General features: G+C 33.8%; 15 protein-coding genes. 10 read left to right on the plus strand and 5 right to left on the minus strand.

Going from position 1 to position 21,389, the window contains the following annotated elements; translation table 11 throughout:
* Nucleotides 1-12: 12 nt before the first annotated feature.
* Nucleotides 13-1,371 carry an HTTM domain-containing protein gene (locus tag H603_RS0100440; protein WP_035675096.1) on the plus strand — a complete coding sequence of 453 codons (1,359 nt, stop codon included), beginning with the start codon at nucleotides 13-15 and terminating at the stop codon, nucleotides 1,369-1,371.
* Nucleotides 1,310-3,775 (plus strand): TonB-dependent receptor domain-containing protein, encoded by a 2,466-nt coding sequence (locus tag H603_RS0100445; protein ID WP_245576068.1) that lies wholly within the window; start codon nucleotides 1,310-1,312, stop codon nucleotides 3,773-3,775. Before H603_RS0100440 ends, H603_RS0100445 begins: the two co-directional genes overlap by 62 nt.
* Nucleotides 3,776-4,079: 304 nt before the next feature.
* Here H603_RS0100445 and H603_RS0100450 read toward each other — a convergent pair whose 3' ends face one another.
* The 3 genes from H603_RS0100450 to prfA form a co-directional block, all read right to left on the minus strand.
* On the minus strand, nucleotides 4,080-4,886 hold the full coding sequence (locus tag H603_RS0100450) for an ABC transporter substrate-binding protein (protein WP_026706736.1): 807 nt from the start codon (nucleotides 4,884-4,886) through the stop codon (nucleotides 4,080-4,082).
* Nucleotides 4,887-5,350: 464 nt separating this feature from the next.
* Nucleotides 5,351-6,175 carry an orotidine-5'-phosphate decarboxylase gene (gene pyrF / locus H603_RS0100455; protein ID WP_026706737.1) on the minus strand — a complete coding sequence of 275 codons (825 nt, stop codon included), beginning with the start codon at nucleotides 6,173-6,175 and terminating at the stop codon, nucleotides 5,351-5,353.
* A gap of 174 nt (nucleotides 6,176-6,349) precedes the next feature.
* Nucleotides 6,350-7,426, minus strand: coding sequence for a peptide chain release factor 1 (prfA, locus tag H603_RS0100460; RefSeq protein WP_026706738.1), 1,077 nt, complete (start codon nucleotides 7,424-7,426; stop codon nucleotides 6,350-6,352).
* A gap of 1,447 nt (nucleotides 7,427-8,873) precedes the next feature.
* Between prfA and H603_RS0100470 the strand changes: the two genes are divergently transcribed.
* From H603_RS0100470 to H603_RS0100505, 8 genes are all read left to right on the plus strand, one after another.
* Complete coding sequence (locus H603_RS0100470; protein ID WP_026706740.1) at nucleotides 8,874-9,380, plus strand: hypothetical protein; 507 nt, start codon at nucleotides 8,874-8,876, stop codon at nucleotides 9,378-9,380.
* A gap of 228 nt (nucleotides 9,381-9,608) precedes the next feature.
* Nucleotides 9,609-10,460 (plus strand): formate/nitrite transporter family protein, encoded by an 852-nt coding sequence (locus H603_RS0100475; RefSeq protein WP_026706741.1) that lies wholly within the window; start codon nucleotides 9,609-9,611, stop codon nucleotides 10,458-10,460.
* A gap of 280 nt (nucleotides 10,461-10,740) precedes the next feature.
* Nucleotides 10,741-12,141 carry a carbon starvation CstA family protein gene (locus tag H603_RS0100480; RefSeq protein ID WP_026706742.1) on the plus strand — a complete coding sequence of 467 codons (1,401 nt, stop codon included), beginning with the start codon at nucleotides 10,741-10,743 and terminating at the stop codon, nucleotides 12,139-12,141.
* A gap of 351 nt (nucleotides 12,142-12,492) precedes the next feature.
* Complete coding sequence (locus H603_RS0100485) at nucleotides 12,493-13,074, plus strand: fasciclin domain-containing protein (RefSeq protein WP_026706743.1); 582 nt, start codon at nucleotides 12,493-12,495, stop codon at nucleotides 13,072-13,074.
* Between the two features lie 387 nt (nucleotides 13,075-13,461).
* Nucleotides 13,462-15,768 (plus strand): DNA topoisomerase 3, encoded by a 2,307-nt coding sequence (locus H603_RS0100490; RefSeq protein WP_026706744.1) that lies wholly within the window; start codon nucleotides 13,462-13,464, stop codon nucleotides 15,766-15,768.
* A gap of 115 nt (nucleotides 15,769-15,883) precedes the next feature.
* Complete coding sequence (locus tag H603_RS0100495) at nucleotides 15,884-16,372, plus strand: DUF6265 family protein (RefSeq protein WP_026706745.1); 489 nt, start codon at nucleotides 15,884-15,886, stop codon at nucleotides 16,370-16,372.
* A gap of 186 nt (nucleotides 16,373-16,558) precedes the next feature.
* A complete protein-coding gene (locus H603_RS0100500) occupies nucleotides 16,559-18,934 on the plus strand; it encodes a TonB-dependent receptor (protein ID WP_035675100.1) in 2,376 nt (791 codons plus the stop codon).
* Nucleotides 18,935-19,008: 74 nt separating this feature from the next.
* Complete coding sequence (locus tag H603_RS0100505; protein WP_026706747.1) at nucleotides 19,009-20,145, plus strand: PepSY-associated TM helix domain-containing protein; 1,137 nt, start codon at nucleotides 19,009-19,011, stop codon at nucleotides 20,143-20,145.
* Between the two features lie 70 nt (nucleotides 20,146-20,215).
* Here the strand turns inward: H603_RS0100505 and H603_RS0100510 are convergent, their stop codons facing one another.
* Entirely contained in the window at nucleotides 20,216-20,746 is a 531-nt protein-coding gene (locus H603_RS0100510; protein WP_026706748.1) for a ferritin, read from the minus strand.
* Between the two features lie 118 nt (nucleotides 20,747-20,864).
* Entirely contained in the window at nucleotides 20,865-21,221 is a 357-nt protein-coding gene (locus H603_RS0100515) for a hypothetical protein (RefSeq protein ID WP_026706749.1), read from the minus strand.
* Nucleotides 21,222-21,389: the final 168 nt, after the last annotated feature.

Raw genomic sequence — 21,389 nt, forward strand, 5'->3', positions numbered from 1 at the left:
ATCTTACTCTCAATGATACAAAATTATTTAAAACAACATAGTTCAGCCGCGACGCTAGCCTTTTATAGGCTAGCGTTTGGTTTAATGATGCTATTGAGTTTGATCCGTTTTGCCAGTTATGGCTGGATTAAAAAGTTTTATATCACCCCTGAATTCCACTTTACTTACTATGGTTTTGAATGGGTCAAACCTATTGGCAACTATACCTATCTCTTGTTTGTCATTGCTGGACTTGCGGCTTTTTTTGTCGCTATAGGGTACAAATACAAATGGGCCATCCTAACTTTTTTTTTGAGTTTTACTTACATTGAGTTAATGGATAAAACGACCTATTTAAACCATTACTATTTTATTACACTTATCAGTTTTACTTTTTTATTCCTACCTGCAAATTGCTATTATTCAGTTGATGCATATAAAGATGAAAAATTAAGATTCGAAAAAATTCCGTCCTGGAATATTGATATTCTCAAGTTACTGCTTGCGCTGGTTTATTTTTATGCAGGCTTAGCCAAAATAAATTCTGATTGGCTTATAGAGGCAATGCCTCTCAAAATTTGGTTGCCTAATAATTCAAACCTACCTTTAATAGGTAGCTTTTTAAATGAGAATTGGGTTCATTATGCATTTAGCTGGACAGGAATGATTTATGATCTTGCAATTGTATTTTTACTACTTTATAAAAGAACGAGACTATTTGGTTTTATTTTAGTTGTGGTGTTCCACATTTTAACTAAAATATTATTCCCTATAGGAGTTTTTCCTTATGTAATGATTATCAGTTCATTAATCTTTTTTGATACCAGCTTTCATAAAAAAGTATTAAATCTCATTTCAAGAATAGCTTCAAGAAGCATCACTATTTTCGAAAACGGAAAGGAAAAACAAGTCAATCCTACGATGTTATATAAAGCTAAAATTAATTTTATTAGTGTTTTTGTATTGTTTCAGTTGCTATTCCCGTTTAGGTACGTTTGTTACCCTAACGAACTCTTTTGGACCGAGGAAGGTTTTCGCTTTTCATGGCGTGTTATGCTTATGGAAAAGGCAGGATATACCACTTTTACAGTTATAGATGCTATCACCAAAAAAGAAATTAGAGTAAATAATAGCCATTTCTTGACGAAATTTCAAGAAAAACAAATGGCATTTCAGCCCGATTTCATTTTAGAGTATGCCCATTACTTACACAATTACTACCTCAATCAAGGCATTAATGCACCCGAAGTTTATGTAGAAAGCTACGTAGCTTTAAACGGAAGATTAAGCCAAAAATATATAGATTCAAAAATAAATTTAGCTAACGAAAATGAAAGTTTCAAACACAAAACCTGGATACTCCCTTTTAATGACACTATTAAAGGATTTTAAACTCGCTCTTTTCTTGCTGTTGCCATTACTAAGCTTTGCTCAAAATAAAATTTCGGGAACGGTTACAGATGGAAACGGAAAAAAATTAGCTGGTGTTGAAGTATACAACAAGTCTACCAATACCAAAATTTTTACCGACACAGCTGGAGTATTCGAAATAAACGAAAAAACATCAGCAAGTTTTGATTTTGTTTTTTTTAAAGAAGGTTACAGTATTGTAGAGCAAAGCGGTATCTCAACGGGCAGCGCTATCAAAATCGTTTTGAATAAAATTAATAATCTAACAGAGGTAATTATTAAGAAGCAAAACCAAAAACTATCTGCGATATATAAGTTAAAAGACATTGAAGAAACAGCAATATACGCAGGTAAAAAAACAGAGGTTGTCAACATAAGTAAATTAACGGCTAATAAAGCAACGAATAATGCCCGCCAAGTATTTGCTCAGGTTGTGGGTTTGACCATTAACGAAAGTTCAGATGGTGGTTTGCAATTAAGCATTGGTGGTCGCGGATTAGACCCTAACCGAACAGCTAACTTCAATACTCGCCAGAATGGTTATGACATTAGTGCTGACGTTCTAGGCTATCCTGAAAGTTACTATGCTACACCTACTGAAGCATTAGAAGAAATCCAGATTATACGTGGTGCTGCGTCATTGCAATATGGTACACAGTTTGGAGGTTTGATTAATTTTAAGATAAAAACACCTACTACAAAGCCTTTTGAATTTATCACCCGAAATACTTTAGGCTCTTATGGCTTGTATACTAATTTCACTTCATTAAGCGGTACAAACGGTAAATTTAGTTACTACACTTTCTTCAATTATAAAAAAGGAGATGGATATAGGCCCAATTCAGATTTTGAGAGTAAAAATTATTTTGCAAACTTAAATTACAAATTTAACGAAAAAACATCTTTACATTTTGATTATACCTATTATAACTACCTAGCACAGCAAGCTGGAGGTTTAACAGATGCTATGTTTGAAGAGAATCCTAGACAAAGTAATCGCACTAGAAACTGGTTTGCAGTTGACTGGAATTTATTTGCATTGCGTTTAAAGCATAAATTTAATGAGGACAATACCTTCTCATTGCAATTGTTTGGATTAGACGCAAGTAGAAAAGCACTAGGATTTAGAGACAATCGAATCACCACACCAGATCCTATGGGAGAGCGTGACTTAATCCTTGGAGATTTTGTGAACTGGGGTGCCGAAGCCCGTTATCTAAAACAATATTATATTGGTAAACAAAAAAGTGCTTTTTTAATTGGAGCAAAATATTATCAATCTAATAATACTCAACAACAGGGTCCTGGAAGCTCAGGTAGCGATGCTAATTTTAATATCGCAATCGACGAATTTCCATTCTATAAAAACCAGTCTGATTTTACATTTCCAAATTTGAATTTAGCTCTTTTTGGTGAGAACATCTTTAAGCTTAGCAATACTTTTACTATTACGCCTGGCTTCAGAATAGAGAAAATCAAAACACAAGCTGATGGAAGTTATAGAGTGATTAATCGTGACTTAGCTAACAATGTTATTTTTGACGAAACTCAAACTGAGAACAATATAAAAGATCGAAATCTACTACTACTTGGAGTTGGATTAAGCTATAAACCTAAAAACGGAATTGAATTTTACGGAAATGTATCTCAAAATTATCGTTCAGTAACTTTTAGTGATATTCGTACAGTAAATCCAAGTCAACAAATTGATGAAAATATTACTGACGAAAAAGGATACACTTCTGATATTGGTGTAAGAGGTCATATTAATAACAAACTAACATTTGACACAAGCATTTTCGGACTCTATTACAATGATAAAATTGGTGATTACGACAGTACGAACTCTTCTAATCAAATAGTAAAAATTAGAGCCAATACAGGTACTGCACTAACCTATGGTTTTGAAACCTTACTAGACTGGAATATTGCTAAAACATACTTTGAGTACAATGAAAATTTCAGTTGGAATGTATTTACAAATTCTGCCATAACAGGTTCAAGTTATTTAAAATCTGATATCCCTACTATTAAAAAGGGATACAAAGTAGAATTTGTTCCGTTATATAATCTCAAAACAGGAACAAGTGTTGGATATAAAAACTTCCTTTCAAGTGTTCAGTTTACCTATATCTCATCGCAATTGTCAAGCGCAAGTAGCAACAGTTCAAATAATGTTTCAACTGGAATTTCAGGAACAATCCCTTCTTATTACGTAGCAGATATTTCTTGCTCTTACAAATGGAAAAACTGGAAATTAGAAACCGGTGTAACCAATTTTACAAACAACAGTTATTTTACTCGTAGAGCTACTGGCTATCCAGGACCTGGAATTATACCATCAGACAAAAGAACATTTTACACCACTTTGGAATTTTTATTCTAAAGTAAAAATAACACAATTTTCAAACCCCTTTAAAACTAAGCACTCTTAGTTTTAAAGGGGTTTTTCTTTGCATAATACAGAAGTCTTTACTGCCGCAGTCGGGCGTCGAATGTTTGAAAAACACATAAAAAGAAAAGCTGTTTGATCCCCCGCGGCGGAGTGTTCTTTTATTTTAGTGGTCTAAAACCAGTTCGACCGACGAGAACGTACTGACTTGATTTTTTTGTTTCTTTTTTTATCAAGAAAAAAAGAAAAACGCTTTATAGATAACTAAACGTTATACGAATTAAAAAAACACGAAGAATTATTTCCCTAAATTCGAATGTAACATTTTGAAATAAACAAAAGCTTTTAACAATCTGCTACCATACCAAGAAAACATCTCCCCATCAACAAGCACAGTTTGTGTATTTTCAGTGTAATTACTTATCTCATATCCATCCTCTTTTTTAAAAGGATAAGGTTCCGAAGATAGAAATATATAATCTGGATCCCCTTCAGCAACGATATCTTCAATCGCTACTTCGGGATAGCGTCCCTTCGTGCTGTAAATATTTTCAAAATGATTTAGCTTTAATAATTCATTTATAAAATTATTAGAACCGGCTACCATATATGGCTTTTTCCATATAAAATAAGCTACCCTCTTAACTGGAATATCATTAATAAATTTTTTGAAATCACTTAAAGCAAAGGTTAATTTGTCGTTCCATTTTCTAGCTTCTGTTCTTGCATTAAAAAGCTGACCAAAATCCTTTATCATTTGGAAATTATCTTCTACAGTAACAATATCAGTAACCCATACTGGACAAATTTCGCGCAAGCGCTCCACCATTTCTAGTGTGTTCTCCTCTTTATTACAAATAATAATGTCGGGCTGTAGCTCTTTTATTTTTCGATAATTAACTTTTTTAGTACCACCAACACTTTTTATAGTTGACTTAAAATGATAAGGATGCACACAAAATTTGGTAATCCCCACAATCTTTGCCTCCAGACCTAAATCATAAAGTAACTCTGTTTGCGAAGGCACAAGAGAGATGATTCGTTGAGGCGAGGCTTCAAAAATATGTTCCGTACCTATTTGATCTTTTAAAGAAAGTGTTTTCAAGTTTTTTTATTTAAAGTAAGAAAATTAGTTTCAAGTTAGAGAATTAGTTTCAAGTTTTCCTTGTTTAAAGTTTAAGGTTAAACTGTGCAGTGGTAGATAATTAGTTTCAAGTTTTCCTTGTTTAAAGTTTAAAGTTAGACTGTGCAGTGCTTGCAAAATGTCTAGAATCCGAATTTGTGTTTAAATATGTTGTGGTTGAAAAAATAATATTTTACTTATATATATCGCTTGAGATAATCAAAGTCAATTTTAAACAATTTTTTAACCAAGTAAAGCCAACCTTAAACCTTAAACTCTAAACCTGAAACATTTTACGCACAATATGCATCAACCTTAAACCTGAAACTTTAAACCTGAAACTTTAAACCCGAAACAATTTAAGCACAATCAGCATCAACTTTAAACCTGAAACAATTTAAGCACAATCAGCATCAACCTTAAACTTTAAACAAATCACAGACTATCTAAGTCAACTTTAAACTAACAATTCCGCTCATTTCCTTTTGCATTTTCAAAGCCTCTGCTCTTGCTTTTTCGGCAAAATCTGTATCTTTTGATGCATAGATAATGGCTCTAGAAGAATTAATTAGCAAACCGATATTATCGTTCATTCCGTATTTACATACTTCAGCTAAACTACCACCTTGCGCACCTACACCTGGAACTAGTAAAAAACTATCTGGAACGATTTTGCGGACTTCCGTAAAATACTCCGCCTTTGTTGCTCCTACAACATACATCAGGTTTTTACTATTTTTCCACGATTTAGATGTTTCTAATACTTGCTTATAAAGTTCTTTTCCGTTTACCTCTAATGTTTGAAAATCAAAAGCCCCTTCGTTAGAAGTTAGTGCCAGCATGATTGTATGTTTATTTTCGAAAGCCAAAAATGGTTCTACAGAATCTTTCCCCATATAAGGTGCTACTGTTATACTGTCAAAATTTAAATCTTCAAAAAAAGCTTTAGCATACATCGACGACGTATTTCCTATATCACCACGTTTAGCATCGGCAATTGTAAAAATATCAGGGTAGTTGTCGTTGATGTAATTAATTGTTTTTTGGAGTGCCATCCAACCCTTAATTCCGTAGGCTTCAAAAAAGGCGATATTGGGTTTGTATGCCACACATAAATCGTGGGTCGCATCAATAATCACTTTATTAAACTCAAAAATGGGATCTTCAAGTTGCAATAAATGCGGTGGGATTTTATCTAAATCAACGTCTAAACCAACGGCTAGAAATGATTTTTTAAGTTTGATTTGGCTGATTAGTTGGTCTGTAGTCATGTTGTCTATTTAAAAGCGAATTTTACAAAATGTATCGCAAATTTCGCTACGTTCTTTTATATACAATTGTTTTTTAGCCCCGATTGAACCGATATCCTCGTAGTGCAACGAAGAGATAAAGGAGAAAGCGGGAAATAGCTCCAAAAAAAAGCCTCAATAAATGAGGCTTAATATTTAGAAAACTTCACTAGCTTCCTTTAGTTTTTCCATATTGTTTACAAGAGCAAGCTCCTCGACAATTTTCTGGATATCTCCATTCATGATATTCCCTAGATCATATAAAGTCAAACCTACACGGTGATCCGTCACACGACCTTGAGCGTAATTGTAAGTACGAATCTTAGCCGAACGGTCACCTGAACTCACTTGAGAGGTACGCGTGCTGGCATCTTCGGCCTGTTTCTTAGCTAATTCTTGTTCGTATAAACGAGAACGCAATACAATAAATGCCTTATCTTTATTCTTGTGTTGTGATTTTTGATCCTGACATTGCGCCACTAATCCCGTAGGAACGTGCGTTAAACGTACTGCTGATTTGGTTGTATTTACTGATTGCCCACCAGGTCCTGACGAACAAAAGAAATCTACACGTACATCGTTCATATCAATTTGCACGTCAAATTCCTCAGCCTCTGGCAAAACCATCACGGTCGCTGCAGAAGTATGCACACGTCCTTGTGTTTCTGTTTGCGGTACGCGTTGCACACGGTGAACACCCGCCTCAAACTTTAAAGTACCATAAACATCCTCACCAGTAACCTCAAAGATCACCTCTTTAAATCCACCAGATGTACCTTCATTCATGTCAACCACAGAAGTTCTCCAACCTCTATTTTCACAATATTTAGTGTACATACGGAAAAGATCTCCTGCAAATATACTCGCTTCATCCCCACCCGTTCCGGCACGAATTTCCACCATGACATTCTTAGCATCTTCTGGATCTTTAGGAATCAACATGAATTTGATTTCTTCCTCTAATTCTGGTAATCTATCCTTTGCTTCCTCTAGTTGCATCTTGGCCATTTCGGTCATATCAGCATCACTATTATCAGCTATAATTTCATTTGCTTCTTCAATATTTGCCATTAAAAGAACATATTCATCTCTTTTCTCAGCCAATGCTTTCAAGTCTTTGTACTCTTTATTCAACTGCACATAACGCTTTTGATCAGAGATAACATCCGGCTGAATAATCAAATCCGAAATCTCATCGAAACGTTGTTTTACTATTTGAAGTCTATCTAACATAATCTTAGTCCTTTATTTGGAGTGCAAAATTACGAAATTTTTGTTTAAAATTTCACCATTACATCTCCTACTTTTCATAGCTTAAAATCCAACTAAAAATTGCCTATTTAAAAACTCAAATTCTTTAGGGCGTGCCTGCCAAAAAAAGGCAGTCAGGCTATTCGCTACAATCTTTTTATGATTCCGCTATCGCTGCATAATAAAAAGGATTTTCACTACTATCCTTCACGCGGTATTGCGGTGTTACAAAATAAAAGATTCGTTTACTAATAAAAATCAGCTCAATATTGTCACGCTTAAAGCGTCTCACGTAAGAAGCTAACACAGCTAGAATCCTTGCGATGGTAGAAGCTTTTTGGTTTATTTTATTAATCATTTTGCCCTACAGTATTTTTTGAACTTGAATTTTAAAAAAGCTCGGATGATTCTTAGTGTAACGCTAATTTGAAGTCTTTGTCGAGTTACTCTGCTAAGACTCTTTCAGAGTGACAAAATTGGAGTGCATTGTCTAGTATTGGTGTACTTTGCTATGTTGAGTTACTTTGCTGAGACTCTTTCAGAGTGACAAGATTGGTAATTCATAAATTGTGAGAAGTAATTCCTGTTACTCATTGACATTTCTTAAAAAACACTAGAAATCGTTATCTTGAAAAAATTCGACGATTATACTTTGTAAAGTATTAAGTATAAAACAATGCTAAAACTATTTCTCTCAAAAAGCTCCTCAATATTGTCACGCTGAAAGCGTCTCACCTAAGAAGCTAACACAGCTAGAATCCCGATGAAGTAAGAAGCTTTATGGTTTATTATGTTAAATTCCTTACATACCAACTTACTTGAATTTGAAAAAAATCGGATGAACATGGGTTTAATTTCCGGCTGAAGTCTTTGTAGAATTTGCTTTGTCGGGCTACTTTGCTAAGACTCTTTCAGAGTGGCAAGATTGGAGTGCATTGTCGAGTATTTGTGCACTTTGCTCTGTCGAGTTACTTGACTAAGACTCTTTCAGAGTGACAAGATTGACTAGTAGTATTACGTCCATTTACTTAATGATCTTTTCTTTGTCGAGTTACTTTGCTAAAACTCTTTCAGAGTGACAATATTGTTCGAGTGAGTAATCAATCATCATTGCATCGGAAATTCGATTGAGTGACCATTTAAATTCAAAAAGTTTTCAAATTTGATAAAACTAGTGTATTAACCATTTTTTCTATTTGATTCTTGGGTTGCTAAATCAAAGCTTATCAGCATTTTTGTGTTTCAGCGACTTAAATATTTTGATTTAGGTTTTCAATATTCTGCCTATAATTAGTAACATTAAGATGCTTTTACTCTTTTATCAGCTATTGCAATTAAATTTGTTACTATCAATTATATTCTTAAATTGAGACTTTAAAAAAATATTGAGAACAGTTATAAAATCTGTTCATTAAAGCGGCATCACATTATGGAAAAATATTTACGTCAATTGATTTCGATTGAGTTTGAAGATAAAAAAGACATTTTTACCGGTTTTTTAATTGACTGGACGGAAGACTGGATACTTTTAAAAAATAATCCGGTGGACTTTATTATTGATGGTTTTACTATTTTAAAAAACAAAAATATTAAAGCAATTATTCAAGATAAAGATCATGAGTTCACAGAAAAAGTCATCAAATTAAAAGGCCTTAAAACTAGCGCTGAAGAAATTATTCCTTTGACTAATTTAGAGTCAATCATTAATTTTCTGGCGAATAAATACCAAATCTTTCAAGTTGCCAAAAAATCAGACAAGGCGGTTTATCTAGGAAAATTAATGGAATTCACAGATAAAGAGTTGGTGATGGATTTTTTAAGTCCGGAGGGTGAATTTGAAGGTGTAATGAGTTTTAAGCATAGTAAAGTAAGAGTAATCGAATTTGATACTGATTATATCAATTCCCTAAAATTACTTGTTGACGAGAACGACTAACTAACAGTTCTCTTTATATTTAATTATAAAATAAAAACAGACTCCCCTAGCCCTGATGGCTGTGGCATCGCCCGGAGTGGTAAACAAGGTATTTTTGCCGTAGTTTACTTAGCGGGAATACAGCGTACAGCAGGACAGATGGTCTTTTACATTCACAGTAGTTCTGCTACTAATAAATAGGATACAAAACTTATTTTTAGATGAGAGAATGGTAACAAAAAAGTCTTTATGAAATCTGAAGAAAAAGAGCAAGAAAAATATCAAGAGGAGTTAGAAGAAACTTCAAAGGAGGTCGACGGTGTCAATGAATACCGAGATATTATAAGTCGCGTAATCCATGAGGGAGAAGAGATTTTTAAAATAAAAAATAGAGCGATTACACTTAGTGCAATTATTGCCGGTCTCGAGATTGGTTTTAGTTATATGCTGCTTTGTGCGTTACATCATTTATTACAAGGCAAGGTAGAAGAAAGTACTATTTTTAAACTTTTTAGTTTTGTTTATCCGGTAGGTTTCATATTAGTTATTCTTGGGAAGTCGGCTTTGTTTACAGAGCAAACATCGGTTTTGACACTTCCCGTATTAAATGGGCAGCGCAAGATTAGTGAACTACTTCGTATTTGGGGACTAGTTATCCTAGGAAATGTTGTTGGAGGGATGTTGTTTGCGATTTTCATTAGTGTACTTGCTCCTCATCTTAATTTATTCACCCAGGAAACGATGGTTACTATAGGCAGTCACGTCTTGGATCATGAAGGCTGGGTGCTGTTTTTAAGCGCAATTGCTGCGGGCTGGCTCATGGGTTTGCTAAATTGGCTTTTAAATAGTGCCAAAAATTCGCTAACACGTATTTTTCTAATCTTTATGATTACGGCAGTAATTGGTTTTGGTGGTTTCCACCACAGTATTGTGGGAAACATTGAAGTTTTTGGGGCTTATTTATTTTCACCATCAATTGGCTTTTTAGACTATCTATGGTTTTTGATTTTAGCATTATTAGGAAACAGTATTGGCGGTGCCGTTGTGGTTGGATTATTCAAATACCGAATTTTTGAATCTAATTACAGTAAGGAACACTAAAAACACTACCGTTTTAAGAAACAAGTTTTTACATAAAGGCAATGAGTGAAATTTTTCTACTCATTGCCTTTTTTTTAATGCAACTATTCATTAATTCTGCTTTTATAAATGCTTGCAAAGTGGAATTACTATTACGATTTCGGTTTTTTAACAGGATTTGAGCCGTAATTCTCAATGAAAATCACAAAAAACGAATTAGACAATAATATTGTTATTTTATTATTGGTAAAGCATTATATTTAAAAAAATATTATCATTTTACCAATTTAACACCACCGCTATGATTACATTTATTGTTGCCCTTATTCTTTTACTTTTGGGTTATCTGACTTATGGAAAGTTTGTAGACAAAACTTTCAAATCTGACGCTAATAAAATAACCCCTGCGCATACTCATGCCGATGGTGTTGATTTTGTTCCCATGAATAGTAGTAAAAATGCTTTTATCCAAATTTTAAATATTGCAGGAGTAGGTCCTATTTTTGGTCCTATTCTAGGAGCACTGTACGGTCCTTCTGCTTTTTTATGGATTGTTTTTGGTTCTATCTTTGCTGGTGGCGTTCACGATTACCTAACCGGAATGATTTCGCTACGTTATGGCGGCGCTCATTTACCAGCATTAGCCTCTCGATTTCTAGGAAAATCTTTTAGTCATGTAGTAAACTTCTTTACCCTATTACTATTGTTGTTAGTTGGAACTGTATTTGTTTCTGCACCAGCAAAAATGATTAATGAATTAATAGGTAACGACAGCAGTGTGCTAACTATCATCGTATTTTGCATTTTCATATATTATATCATTGCCACCGTTTTACCTATTGATAAAGTGATTGGTAAAATATATCCCGTACTTGGATTTTTACTTATTGTAAGTGCTGTTGGAATTTGTGTAGGGATGTTTATATATGGTAATCCAATTCCTGAACTAACATTAGAGAATTTACATCCAAAAGGCTTACCCTATTATCCAGTGATTTTCTTAACGATTTCATGCGGTGCCCTATCGGGATTTCACGCTACACAATCTCCTATTATTTCGCGTACTATCGATAACGAAAAAGACGGAAGAAAAATATTTTACGGAATGATGATTCTTGAAGCAGTGATTGCCATGATCTGGGCAGCAGCAGCGATGAGTTTAATGAACGGAGAGGATTTGAGCATTTTACTTGCAAATGGAGGTCCTGCAGCTGTAGTAAATAAAATAGCTATTGTATTTCTAGGAACTGTAGGGGGAACAATTGCTGTTCTTGGTGTAATTGTGCTGCCTATTACCTCGGGTGACACCTCATTTAGAGCGGCTAGAATGATTATTGCTGATTACCTTAAAATCGATCAAAAAGCTTTGAAGAATCGTTTTATGGTTGCAGTTCCATTATTTGTGATTTCGTATATCTTAACAAATATGGACTTTCAATTGCTATGGAGATATTTTTCATGGGCAAATCAAGTAACTGCGGCTATTGCTTTATGGATAGGAGCTGTGTATTTATATCAAAAACGAACACATTACATGATTGCCTTAGCACCGGCTTTCTTTATTACTTCTGTAATATTCTCTTATTTATTTTATGACCCAACAATTGGTTTTGGTATGGCAGTGGCCACATCAAACTGGATTGGTATCATTTTAACTGCTCTAGTAACAACTATGTTTTTTGTTGCCATGAAAAAGCGTTAGGAAATTATAGAATAATCAAATACCATTTATTTTTTCAGCAAAGCCATAGTTTTTATAAACCGTGGCTTTTTTTTTTCGTCAAAATAAATCGACTCAACGAGTATTAAATGTATTTGTAAATCTTTTGGACTTATACCTTAGCAGTTTGGGAATGCTTGTCCTAATCGAAGAATGTAGAGTACTTTTTTAGCAAACATTATTATTGAAAAAATTAAAATTTTTCATTGGGGTTTCCGAATTTTAAGAAATGTAAAAAAAATATTTTGTTTAATTAAATGTTAAAAAGATTAAACAAATGCTTTTAATGTTTATATTTGAATTAATTAACTTTTCTAACATAAAATAATGATTATGAAACTAGTAACAAAAATTAGCGCACTAGCACTATTAGGAATAGTAGCAATTTCTTGCGGAGAAAAAAAAGGAGCAGAATCTAACGAGATGGGTGACTCAACTGAAGTAGCAATGGACACTGTTGTCGTGGATACACCAAATATTGTTGGTGTAGCATCTTCAAATGAAGATTTTTCAACTCTGGTAGCTGCAGTTAAAGCAGCTGAATTAGTCGAAACTTTGAGTAGCGAAGGACCTTTCACAGTTTTTGCACCAAACAACGCAGCATTTGCAAAACTTCCAGAAGGAACGGTTGAAAATTTATTGAAACCAGAAAATGCAGAGAAATTAAAATCTGTATTAACTTATCATGTAGTTGCAGGAAAATTTGATTCGGCAGCCGTACTTGATGCTATAAAAGATAATAATGGAAAGTATAGTGTAACTACTGTACAAGGTGAAACTATTGTGTTGAGCTTAAATGATGGTAAAGTGATGTTGACAGATGCAAATGGAGGAACTTCAACAGTAATTCTTGCTGATGTAGCTGCTTCTAATGGAGTTATTCACGCCATTGACACTGTAGTTATGCCAAAATAAGGTTTTAATTCATCTTAATTTTAAAAACCGTTACAGTAGTGTAGCGGTTTTTTTTGTTTCTCTACTACTTGTCTACAAATATTTCTTTCTACTTAAGCTTGATCAAAGCTCCCTTTTATTACCACCCACAAACAGTCTAAAATCCATATATAATTATTGATTAGGGAAATGTTCGAACCTATATCTAGTAGCTATTTTTAATTAAGTTTAAAAACTACTGTTTTAAACTTAATGAAGGGCTGCAAACCCAAAAACCAAATTAGATGGAAAGTTCATTATTCGAAAATAAATGTAATCCTCACAATTTTAACCGTTAAAACTCATGGCGATTTCCTTTTAATACCAAATTCTAAATCCCTAATTTGCACCCTCAAAAATAGTAATAAAATGAAGGTCTGTATTGCCGAGAAACCAAGTGTAGCACGAGAAATAGCATCCGTTTTAGGAGCTAATACTAAGCATGATGGCTATTATGAAGGCAATGGATACGCGGTGACCTACACCTTTGGACATTTGTGTACCTTGAAAGAACCAAACGACTACAAACCCTACTGGAAAAGCTGGGATTTGAATAATTTACCCATGCTCCCTGAAAAATTTGAAACCAAGGTTGTTCAAAATTCAGGTATCCAAAAGCAATTCAAAATTATAAAAGGATTATTTGATAAAGCTACTCTAGTAATTAATTGCGGGGATGCTGGACAAGAAGGTGAATTGATTCAGAGATGGGTAATGAATGAAGCAAAGTACAAAGGTGAGGTGCAGCGATTATGGATTTCGTCTCTTACCACAGAAGCCATTAGAGAAGGATTTGACAACTTAAAACCCTCTGCAAATTACGATAATTTATATTATGCAGGTTTTTCTAGGGCTATAGGTGACTGGCTATTAGGCATGAATGCTACCCGTTTATACACTGTAAAACATGGTGGTTATAAGCAAGTTTTGTCAATTGGCAGAGTGCAAACACCTACGCTCGCTATGGTTGTGGATCGCTGGAAAGAAATAGAAAATTTTAAACCGCAACCGTATTGGGAATTACAAACATTATATAGAGAAACACTTTTTAGTTATGAAGACGGCCGCTTTTTGAAAAAAGAAGATGGAGAAGTATTAGCCAATAAAGTTAAAGAAAGTCATTTCGAAATTGTCTCTATCGAAAAAAAGCAGGGAAATGAATATGCCCCTAAACTATTTGACCTTACTGGATTGCAGGTATATTGCAATACTAAGTTTGGTTTTTCTGCAGATGAAACTTTGAAAATAGTACAAACCTTATACGAACAAAAAGTAGTTACTTACCCTAGAGTAGATACTACTTTTTTACCCAATGATATTTACCCTAAAGTACCGGGAATTCTACAAAAGTTGACCAATTACAGCTCTCTAACAGAACCGCTTTTAGGAAAAAAAATAAAAAAATCAGCAAAGGTTTTCAATGATAAAAAAGTAACAGATCACCACGCTATTATTCCCACTGGCATTCAGTCTAACTTGCAATACAACCAGCAACAGGTGTACGATATCATTACCAAACGCTTTATTGCTGTATTTTATGATGACTGTACTGTTGCAAATACTACCGTTATGGGACAGGCTGCAGAAGTATTGTTTAAAGCAACTGGAAAAATTATCATTAAAAAAGGCTGGAAAATTGTCTTTGAAAATCCAGATGCAAAAGAAAAGGAACCTGATTTACTACCTGAATTTGTAAAAGGGGAAAAGGGACCACACCAACCTTCATTTCTTGAAAAGGAAACTAAGGCACCCAATCAATTTACTGAGGCAACTTTACTGCGCGCGATGGAAACGGCGGGCAAGCAAGTTGACGATGAAGATTTGCGTGAGCTCATGAAGGAGAATGGTATAGGCCGTCCTTCTACTCGCGCTAATATTATTGAGACACTTTTTAAGCGTCAATATATTATTCGAAATAAAAAACAAGTACTACCAACTCCTACCGGAATTCAATTGATCGATACGATTCAAAACGACTTAGTAAAATCGGCTGAGCTTACGGGCTCCTGGGAAAAACAATTGAAAGATATTGAAAAAGGTACTTTTAGCGCGGCTGCATTTATCAATAATATGAAAAAGATGGTTGATGCTCTTGTTTATGAAGTACGTAGCGAAACCAAGCATGCCAATATTTCACACTCACAAAATAGCCAAAAGAAAGAGGAAAAAGCAGTCAAGAAAAAAACGCAAGGCATCACTGCTGAGATTTGTCCTCAATGTAAAAAAGGCACAATTATTAAAGGAAAGTCGGCTTATGGCTGCGCCAATTATAAGGTAGGTTGTGATTTTAAATTGCCTTTTGAATTTGCTGATAAGAAAATATCTGAAAATCAATATTTGAGATTGCTTCAAAAAGGATCAACTGTAAACTTGAAAGATTTTAAAATCGATGGTCATTCGGTTGAAGGTCTGCTGCGCTTCGACGATGCTTTTAAAATAGTTCTTGAACCCAAGAAAACTGCGATAGTATCATCTAAAACTAGTCAAGACAATGCTCCATTGCATTGTCCTAAATGCAAAAAAGGCGCTATCATCAAAGGAAACTCAGCATACGGTTGTAGCGGATATAAAGAAGGTTGCGATTTTAAAGTTTCATTTGATGTTGTGAGAGAAAAATTAAAAGATCAAAAAGCTACTAAAGAATTAGTACATCAGATTTTAAAAGATAGTTTTTAAGTTTTTCAATAAAATTGCATGGGATTCATTTAATAATCAGATTGCAGATACTTAAACAAATTGAATTTATTTTAGCTAATTTTGTCACAGTCAAACCAAAATCAAATAAGCCATTATGATTAAAAAAATTACTTTACTCTTACTTATTTTACCATTTATAGCCTGCAACAAATCAGGGAAAGACAGCAATAATGAAAAAGAAAAAATGAAAGCTGCTCGTTTTCTCATTGGAAACTGGGAAATGAGTACACAAGACGGTCACTTGAAAGAATTATGGGATAAGCAGAATGACAGTGTTTACAATGGACAGTCCTATTTTATTAAAGCTAAAGACACTATCCATTCTGAAAAAATTCAATTAAAACAAAAAGGAGATATTTTAACTTATACTACAATTATCAAAGGGCAGAACAATGATAAACCTATATCGTTTATGCTGATAGATTATCAGGAAAACAAAGTTGTATTTGAAAATAAAGCTAATGATTATCCCCAGAAAATTATCTATTCGCAAAATCAGAAAGGGAGTCTAGTAACCGAATTATCTGGTATCCAATCTGGAAAAGCTAGTACAGAGAAATACGAAATGAAGAAAATTAAATAACCTACAAATATATTAATCTAAAACCTTGCTGACCGCAAGGTTTTTTTTATGACTATAAACCCCTAAAATAGAGATTCCTAAAAATTTTATTTTTATTAAATCTAAATAAGTTTTGTTAAAGTTAAATTAAAATATACATTTGCATTATTCTTAACGATTCTAAATAATATTTAATTTTAATTTATCATGTTCTATATTTATAAAAAGATACAAACTTATTTTCTTGCTATTTGTCTATGCCTCTTTTGTATACAATTTGCAACAGCTCAAAAGCATGAAACAGCAATTAAGGGTACCATTTTTAGTAATAATCAAACGCCCGCTGAAGGAGTTACTATCACTCTAAAAGGGAAAAACAGAACAACAGTAACTAACAATGATGGTTATTATGAAATAAACGATTTAAGTCCAGAAACGTATACACTAATTGTTTCTCTAGTGGGTAGCCAGGATCATCAGCAACAGGTAATTGTCGAAAAAAATAAAATTATAACAGTCGATATCACGTTATCTTTATCTAACACTGAATTAAATCAAGTTGTGATTTTGAGTAATAAAAGTGCTTTTAAAACCAATCGTGTTTCATCGTCGCTACGTTTAAATTCACCTATAAATGAAATTCCACAAAATATTCAGGTGATAACAGGTAAGTTGATCAATGACCAACAAATATTTAATATGCTTGAGGGTGTTACTCGTAATGTAAGTGGAGCGACACGTGTTGAACATTGGGACAACTATGCCAACATAACTATGCGTGGAAGCCAAGTTGCAGCCTTTAGAAATGGTATGAATATAAGTTCAACGTGGGGACCACTTACCGAGGACATGAGTATGGTAGAAAGAATCGAGTTTGTAAAAGGCCCAGCAGGATTCATGCTTGCCAACGGAAATCCGAGTGGATTTTACAATGTTGTCACCAAAAAACCTAGCGGACGTAATAAAGGAGAAGCAAGTTTAACCTACGGAAGTTTTGATATGTTTCGAGCTACACTAGATCTCGATGGCAAATTGACAAAAGACGGTAAATTGTTGTATCGCTTTAATGCAATGGCAGAAAAAAAGAAAAGCTATCGTGATTTTGACTTTAATGACAGGTACACAATCGCACCGGTATTGAAGTATTTATTTTCTGATAAAACTGCAGTTACGTTAGAGTACACACAACAATATTCGAAAGTAAATGCCATAGGAAGCAACTATTCTTTTTCGAAAGAAGGATATGCTGATTTATCCCGAAATTTCACTACTTCAGAAGCGAATTTAGATCCTACTGATATGACAGAGCGCAATATCTTAGCGATACTCGATCATAAAATAAACGACCGCTGGAAATTTACAGCACAAGGTTCGTATTTAAACTACCAACAAGAAGGCATGTCTTTATGGCCAACAGGTTTTGATCCTGAAAATACAGCAATCTTGAAAAGAGGTGCCTCGGTTTGGGATGTTTTAGGTAAAATTTATGTTGGACAAGCTTTTATAAATGGAGAAGTTCAAACAGGAGCAATCAGTCATAAAATTCTATCTGGTCTTGATTTAAGCGATAAAACATTCTACCATGATTTCTCACAAACAGCGCCACTACCTGATTTAGACATCTATAATCCGGTGTATGGTAACCTTGCTGTTTCTCCTATTTTTGATCGAAGTCAGCGTCTTGAAGATCGTGGTGTTAAATATCAAAACAACTACAAAGCTTTGTATGTTCAAGACGAACTTGGCTTTTTTGAAAACACTTTACGATTAACATTAGCAGGGAGATACACATTATTGAAGGCCGCTAATTATTATTCAGGAGCCACATCAAATAAGCGATTCACACCAAGAGTTGGATTGAGTTATTCAATAAATAAAAACACAGCTGCTTATTTTGTAAGCGACCAATCTTTTAATGAAAATTATGGTACAGACTGGGAAGGAAAGTCTTTTAATCCTGAAACCGGTGGTAACATAGAATTTGGTTTAAAACGAGATTGGCTTAATGGAAAATGGAATTCAGTTGTTTCTGTATATCAAATTACAAAGAACAATGTACTTACAAATGATGCAGAACATTCTACTGGGGCGATGCAATACAGCAGAGAAAGCGGGCAACAACGTACAAAAGGGCTTGAAGTTGATATAAGAGGTGAAGTTTTTAAAAACTTAGATTTGATTGTGAATTATGCCTTTACTGAAGGTAAAACAACTAAAGATACCGATGCATCAGTTATAGGAACACAAGTTCCCGGAACAACAAAGCATATTCACAATGCATGGTTAAATTATAAGGTTGATAGAGGAACTTTAAACGGTGTTGGTTTATCATTAGGATACCAGTACCAAGTGAAAAGAGCTCCTTGGTATATTTCAACGGGAGACACTCCAGGATTACCAGATTACTTTAGACTTGATGGAGGAATCTCCTACCAAAAAAATAAGGTTACTGTGAATGTAACCGTAAATAATATATTAGATAAATATTTATACTCTGGAGGTTATTACGGTTATAGTGACATGTATTACTGGCAGACGGAAGCCGGAACAAATTTTCGTTTATCGGTAGGGTACAAATTTTGAGTTAGTTGATTTTGTTTATTTGTTTCACTAAACTCCTCATCTAGCATCTAGAGGGGGAGTTTTATTCTTTTAAGATGAAAAATAAAAATTTAAAAAAAATAGTAGGCATACTACATTTGTGGTTAGGATTACCATCAGGAATTATAGTATTTATTATCGCAACTACGGGCTGTGTATATGCTTTTCAGCAAGAAATTTCTAATTATACGGAGGACTACCGTTTTGTCAAGGAAGAAAACAATCTTTTTTTACCACCAAGTCAATTGCTGCCTATAGCTCAACGGGAATTACCTACAAAAAACATTCATGCCTTGAAATACAATGGTAAAAATGAGGCCGTTGAAGCTATTTTCTATCACTATCAACCTACATATTATTATACCACATATCTTAATCCTTACACAGGAAACGTTCTAAAAACAGTAAACAATGAAACAGGTTTTTTTCATTTTATATTAGACGGACATTTCTATCTGTGGTTGCCTCAAGATATAGGCCAAGTAGTTGTAGCAGTTGCTACATTAATTTTCTTACTGTTGATTATTTCAGGGTTTATTTTATGGTACCCTAAAAATAAAAGTGCCGCTAAACAACGCTTCTCTTTCAACTGGAAAAAAGGGATGAAATGGAAACGGAAAAATTACGATATGCATAATGTCACTGGTTTTTACGTTTTAAGCATAGCCCTGATCTTTGCAATAACTGGACTGGTGTGGGGATTTCAATGGTTTGCGTATTCTTATTACACCGTTCTTGGAGGAGAAAAATCGCTATTGTACATAGAACCTATTTCTCAAAAAAAAGCAGATACTAAATTCGAGTTAGTTCCATTAGATGCGATTTGGTTAAAAATGCTAAAGGAATACCCTAAAGCAGAATCTATAGAAATTCATCCACCAGAGACAGATAGCGCCGCAATAGCAGCCAATGCTAATGACAATAAAAACACGTATCATACTGCTGATTATCGCTACTTTGACCAATATACTTTACAGGAGGTTGAAGTGAACCATCTTTGGGGTCGTACAAAAAATGATAAAATTGCAGACCGCCTTTTCAAAATGAATTACGATATACATACTGGAGGAATCTTCGGCTTAGCCGGGAAGATTTTTGCATTCTTAATAAGTTTATTAATCGCTAGTCTACCTGTTACTGGAACATTGATTTGGTGGGGAAGGAAAAAGAAAAGCAGACGTCAATATCAATAGAAGTAGTTTGATTTAAAAACAAAAAAGCCTTTACTTTAACAGTAAAGGCTTTAATATATTATCATTTTAATTATATTTCTGTAGCTCCTATTTTGGCAATTTGCTTGTCCAATTCAAATTTACCTGCAGCTGTATTTTCGTCAATTAATTCAAAGAATTCTAATGCTCTTCGTGCATTAATTTCTTCTTCTCTTTGTTCTCTTACGTACCACATCATGAATTCCTCAGTTGCATAATCGTTTTCTAATCTACATTTTGCAATAATTTTATTTACAGCATGTGTAACTGCGATTTCGTTTTGTAATGCGATTTCAAAAACTTCTTTAAAAGAAGAAAATTCTTGTTGTACTTCGTTTACTGTAGGAGTAATTGCTATCCCTCCCATATCAGTAATATATTTAAAAACTTTCAAGAAATGACTTCTTTCTTCTTCTGCTTGGTCGTACATGTAACCCGCAGTATTTTCAAAACCATTTCTATCTAACCATGATGCCATTGCTAAATATTTAGCTGATGCATCACTTTCTATTTTTGATTGTAAGTTTAATAATTTTTCTATTCCTTCTTGAAGTGAAGTATGTGTGCGTAGTAAATCTTTCATAGCGCTTAATTTTTGATGATAAATCAAAGATACGGCTATTGTTATCGTAAGAAGCTAAAGAATTCTTAATTAGCTAACATTTGAATTAAATCTAAATAAATAAAAAACTGCTAAATACTTAGTAAACAACCGTGTCGCTTAAGACCTCGAGTACCATTGAGTTTAATACAAGGGTGAATTTAGTACCATTTAGCAAATCGCGAAGTTGCACGATTTCGCATATAGTAAGCTCTTTTGAAAAGTTTCTTTTAGTAGCTTCAATTAATTTGTAATCTCCTTCATCAGAGAGATTGTAAAGCATATCTAATACGTTTACACTATTCACCATTCTTTGAAAAATCAAAAAGTCTCTAATTTTATACGAAGTAATTATTCCGTCAAAATTAACGACAATAGTATTGGTCAGTTCACATTGGTAACTGTACCCTTTTTTATTTTCGAACAATAAATCATTACTTTGATTGATGCACTCCATGTTTTCAATATAAATATGCTGCAAATTTAAACACTTATTTGCTTACATACAAGCTTAATTGATATTTAGTCTAAATAAGTATGTTAAAGTTTTTTAAAATTAAAGGATGCTATATATCACGGAATATATGCCAGTAATATGCTTAAAACCGCTAATAGCATTTCAAAT

The organism is Flavobacterium frigidarium DSM 17623 (assembly GCF_000425505.1).
In the GTDB taxonomy this organism is placed as follows: domain Bacteria; phylum Bacteroidota; class Bacteroidia; order Flavobacteriales; family Flavobacteriaceae; genus Flavobacterium; species Flavobacterium frigidarium.

Coding starts and splice junctions, on each gene's coding strand:
- H603_RS0100470 (WP_026706740.1), top strand. CDS start 8,874: ATGGAAAAATATTTACGTCAATTGATTTCGATTGAGTTTGAAGATAAA.
- H603_RS0100490 (WP_026706744.1), top strand. CDS start 13,462: ATGAAGGTCTGTATTGCCGAGAAACCAAGTGTAGCACGAGAAATAGCA.
- H603_RS0100500 (WP_035675100.1), top strand. CDS start 16,559: ATGTTCTATATTTATAAAAAGATACAAACTTATTTTCTTGCTATTTGT.
- H603_RS0100440 (WP_035675096.1), top strand. CDS start 13: ATGATACAAAATTATTTAAAACAACATAGTTCAGCCGCGACGCTAGCC.
- pyrF (WP_026706737.1), bottom strand. CDS start 6,175: ATGACTACAGACCAACTAATCAGCCAAATCAAACTTAAAAAATCATTT.
- H603_RS0100485 (WP_026706743.1), top strand. CDS start 12,493: ATGAAACTAGTAACAAAAATTAGCGCACTAGCACTATTAGGAATAGTA.
- H603_RS0100475 (WP_026706741.1), top strand. CDS start 9,609: ATGAAATCTGAAGAAAAAGAGCAAGAAAAATATCAAGAGGAGTTAGAA.
- H603_RS0100495 (WP_026706745.1), top strand. CDS start 15,884: ATGATTAAAAAAATTACTTTACTCTTACTTATTTTACCATTTATAGCC.
- H603_RS0100505 (WP_026706747.1), top strand. CDS start 19,009: ATGAAAAATAAAAATTTAAAAAAAATAGTAGGCATACTACATTTGTGG.
- prfA (WP_026706738.1), bottom strand. CDS start 7,426: ATGTTAGATAGACTTCAAATAGTAAAACAACGTTTCGATGAGATTTCG.
- H603_RS0100445 (WP_245576068.1), top strand. CDS start 1,310: ATGAAAGTTTCAAACACAAAACCTGGATACTCCCTTTTAATGACACTA.
- H603_RS0100515 (WP_026706749.1), bottom strand. CDS start 21,221: ATGGAGTGCATCAATCAAAGTAATGATTTATTGTTCGAAAATAAAAAA.
- H603_RS0100480 (WP_026706742.1), top strand. CDS start 10,741: ATGATTACATTTATTGTTGCCCTTATTCTTTTACTTTTGGGTTATCTG.
- H603_RS0100510 (WP_026706748.1), bottom strand. CDS start 20,746: ATGAAAGATTTACTACGCACACATACTTCACTTCAAGAAGGAATAGAA.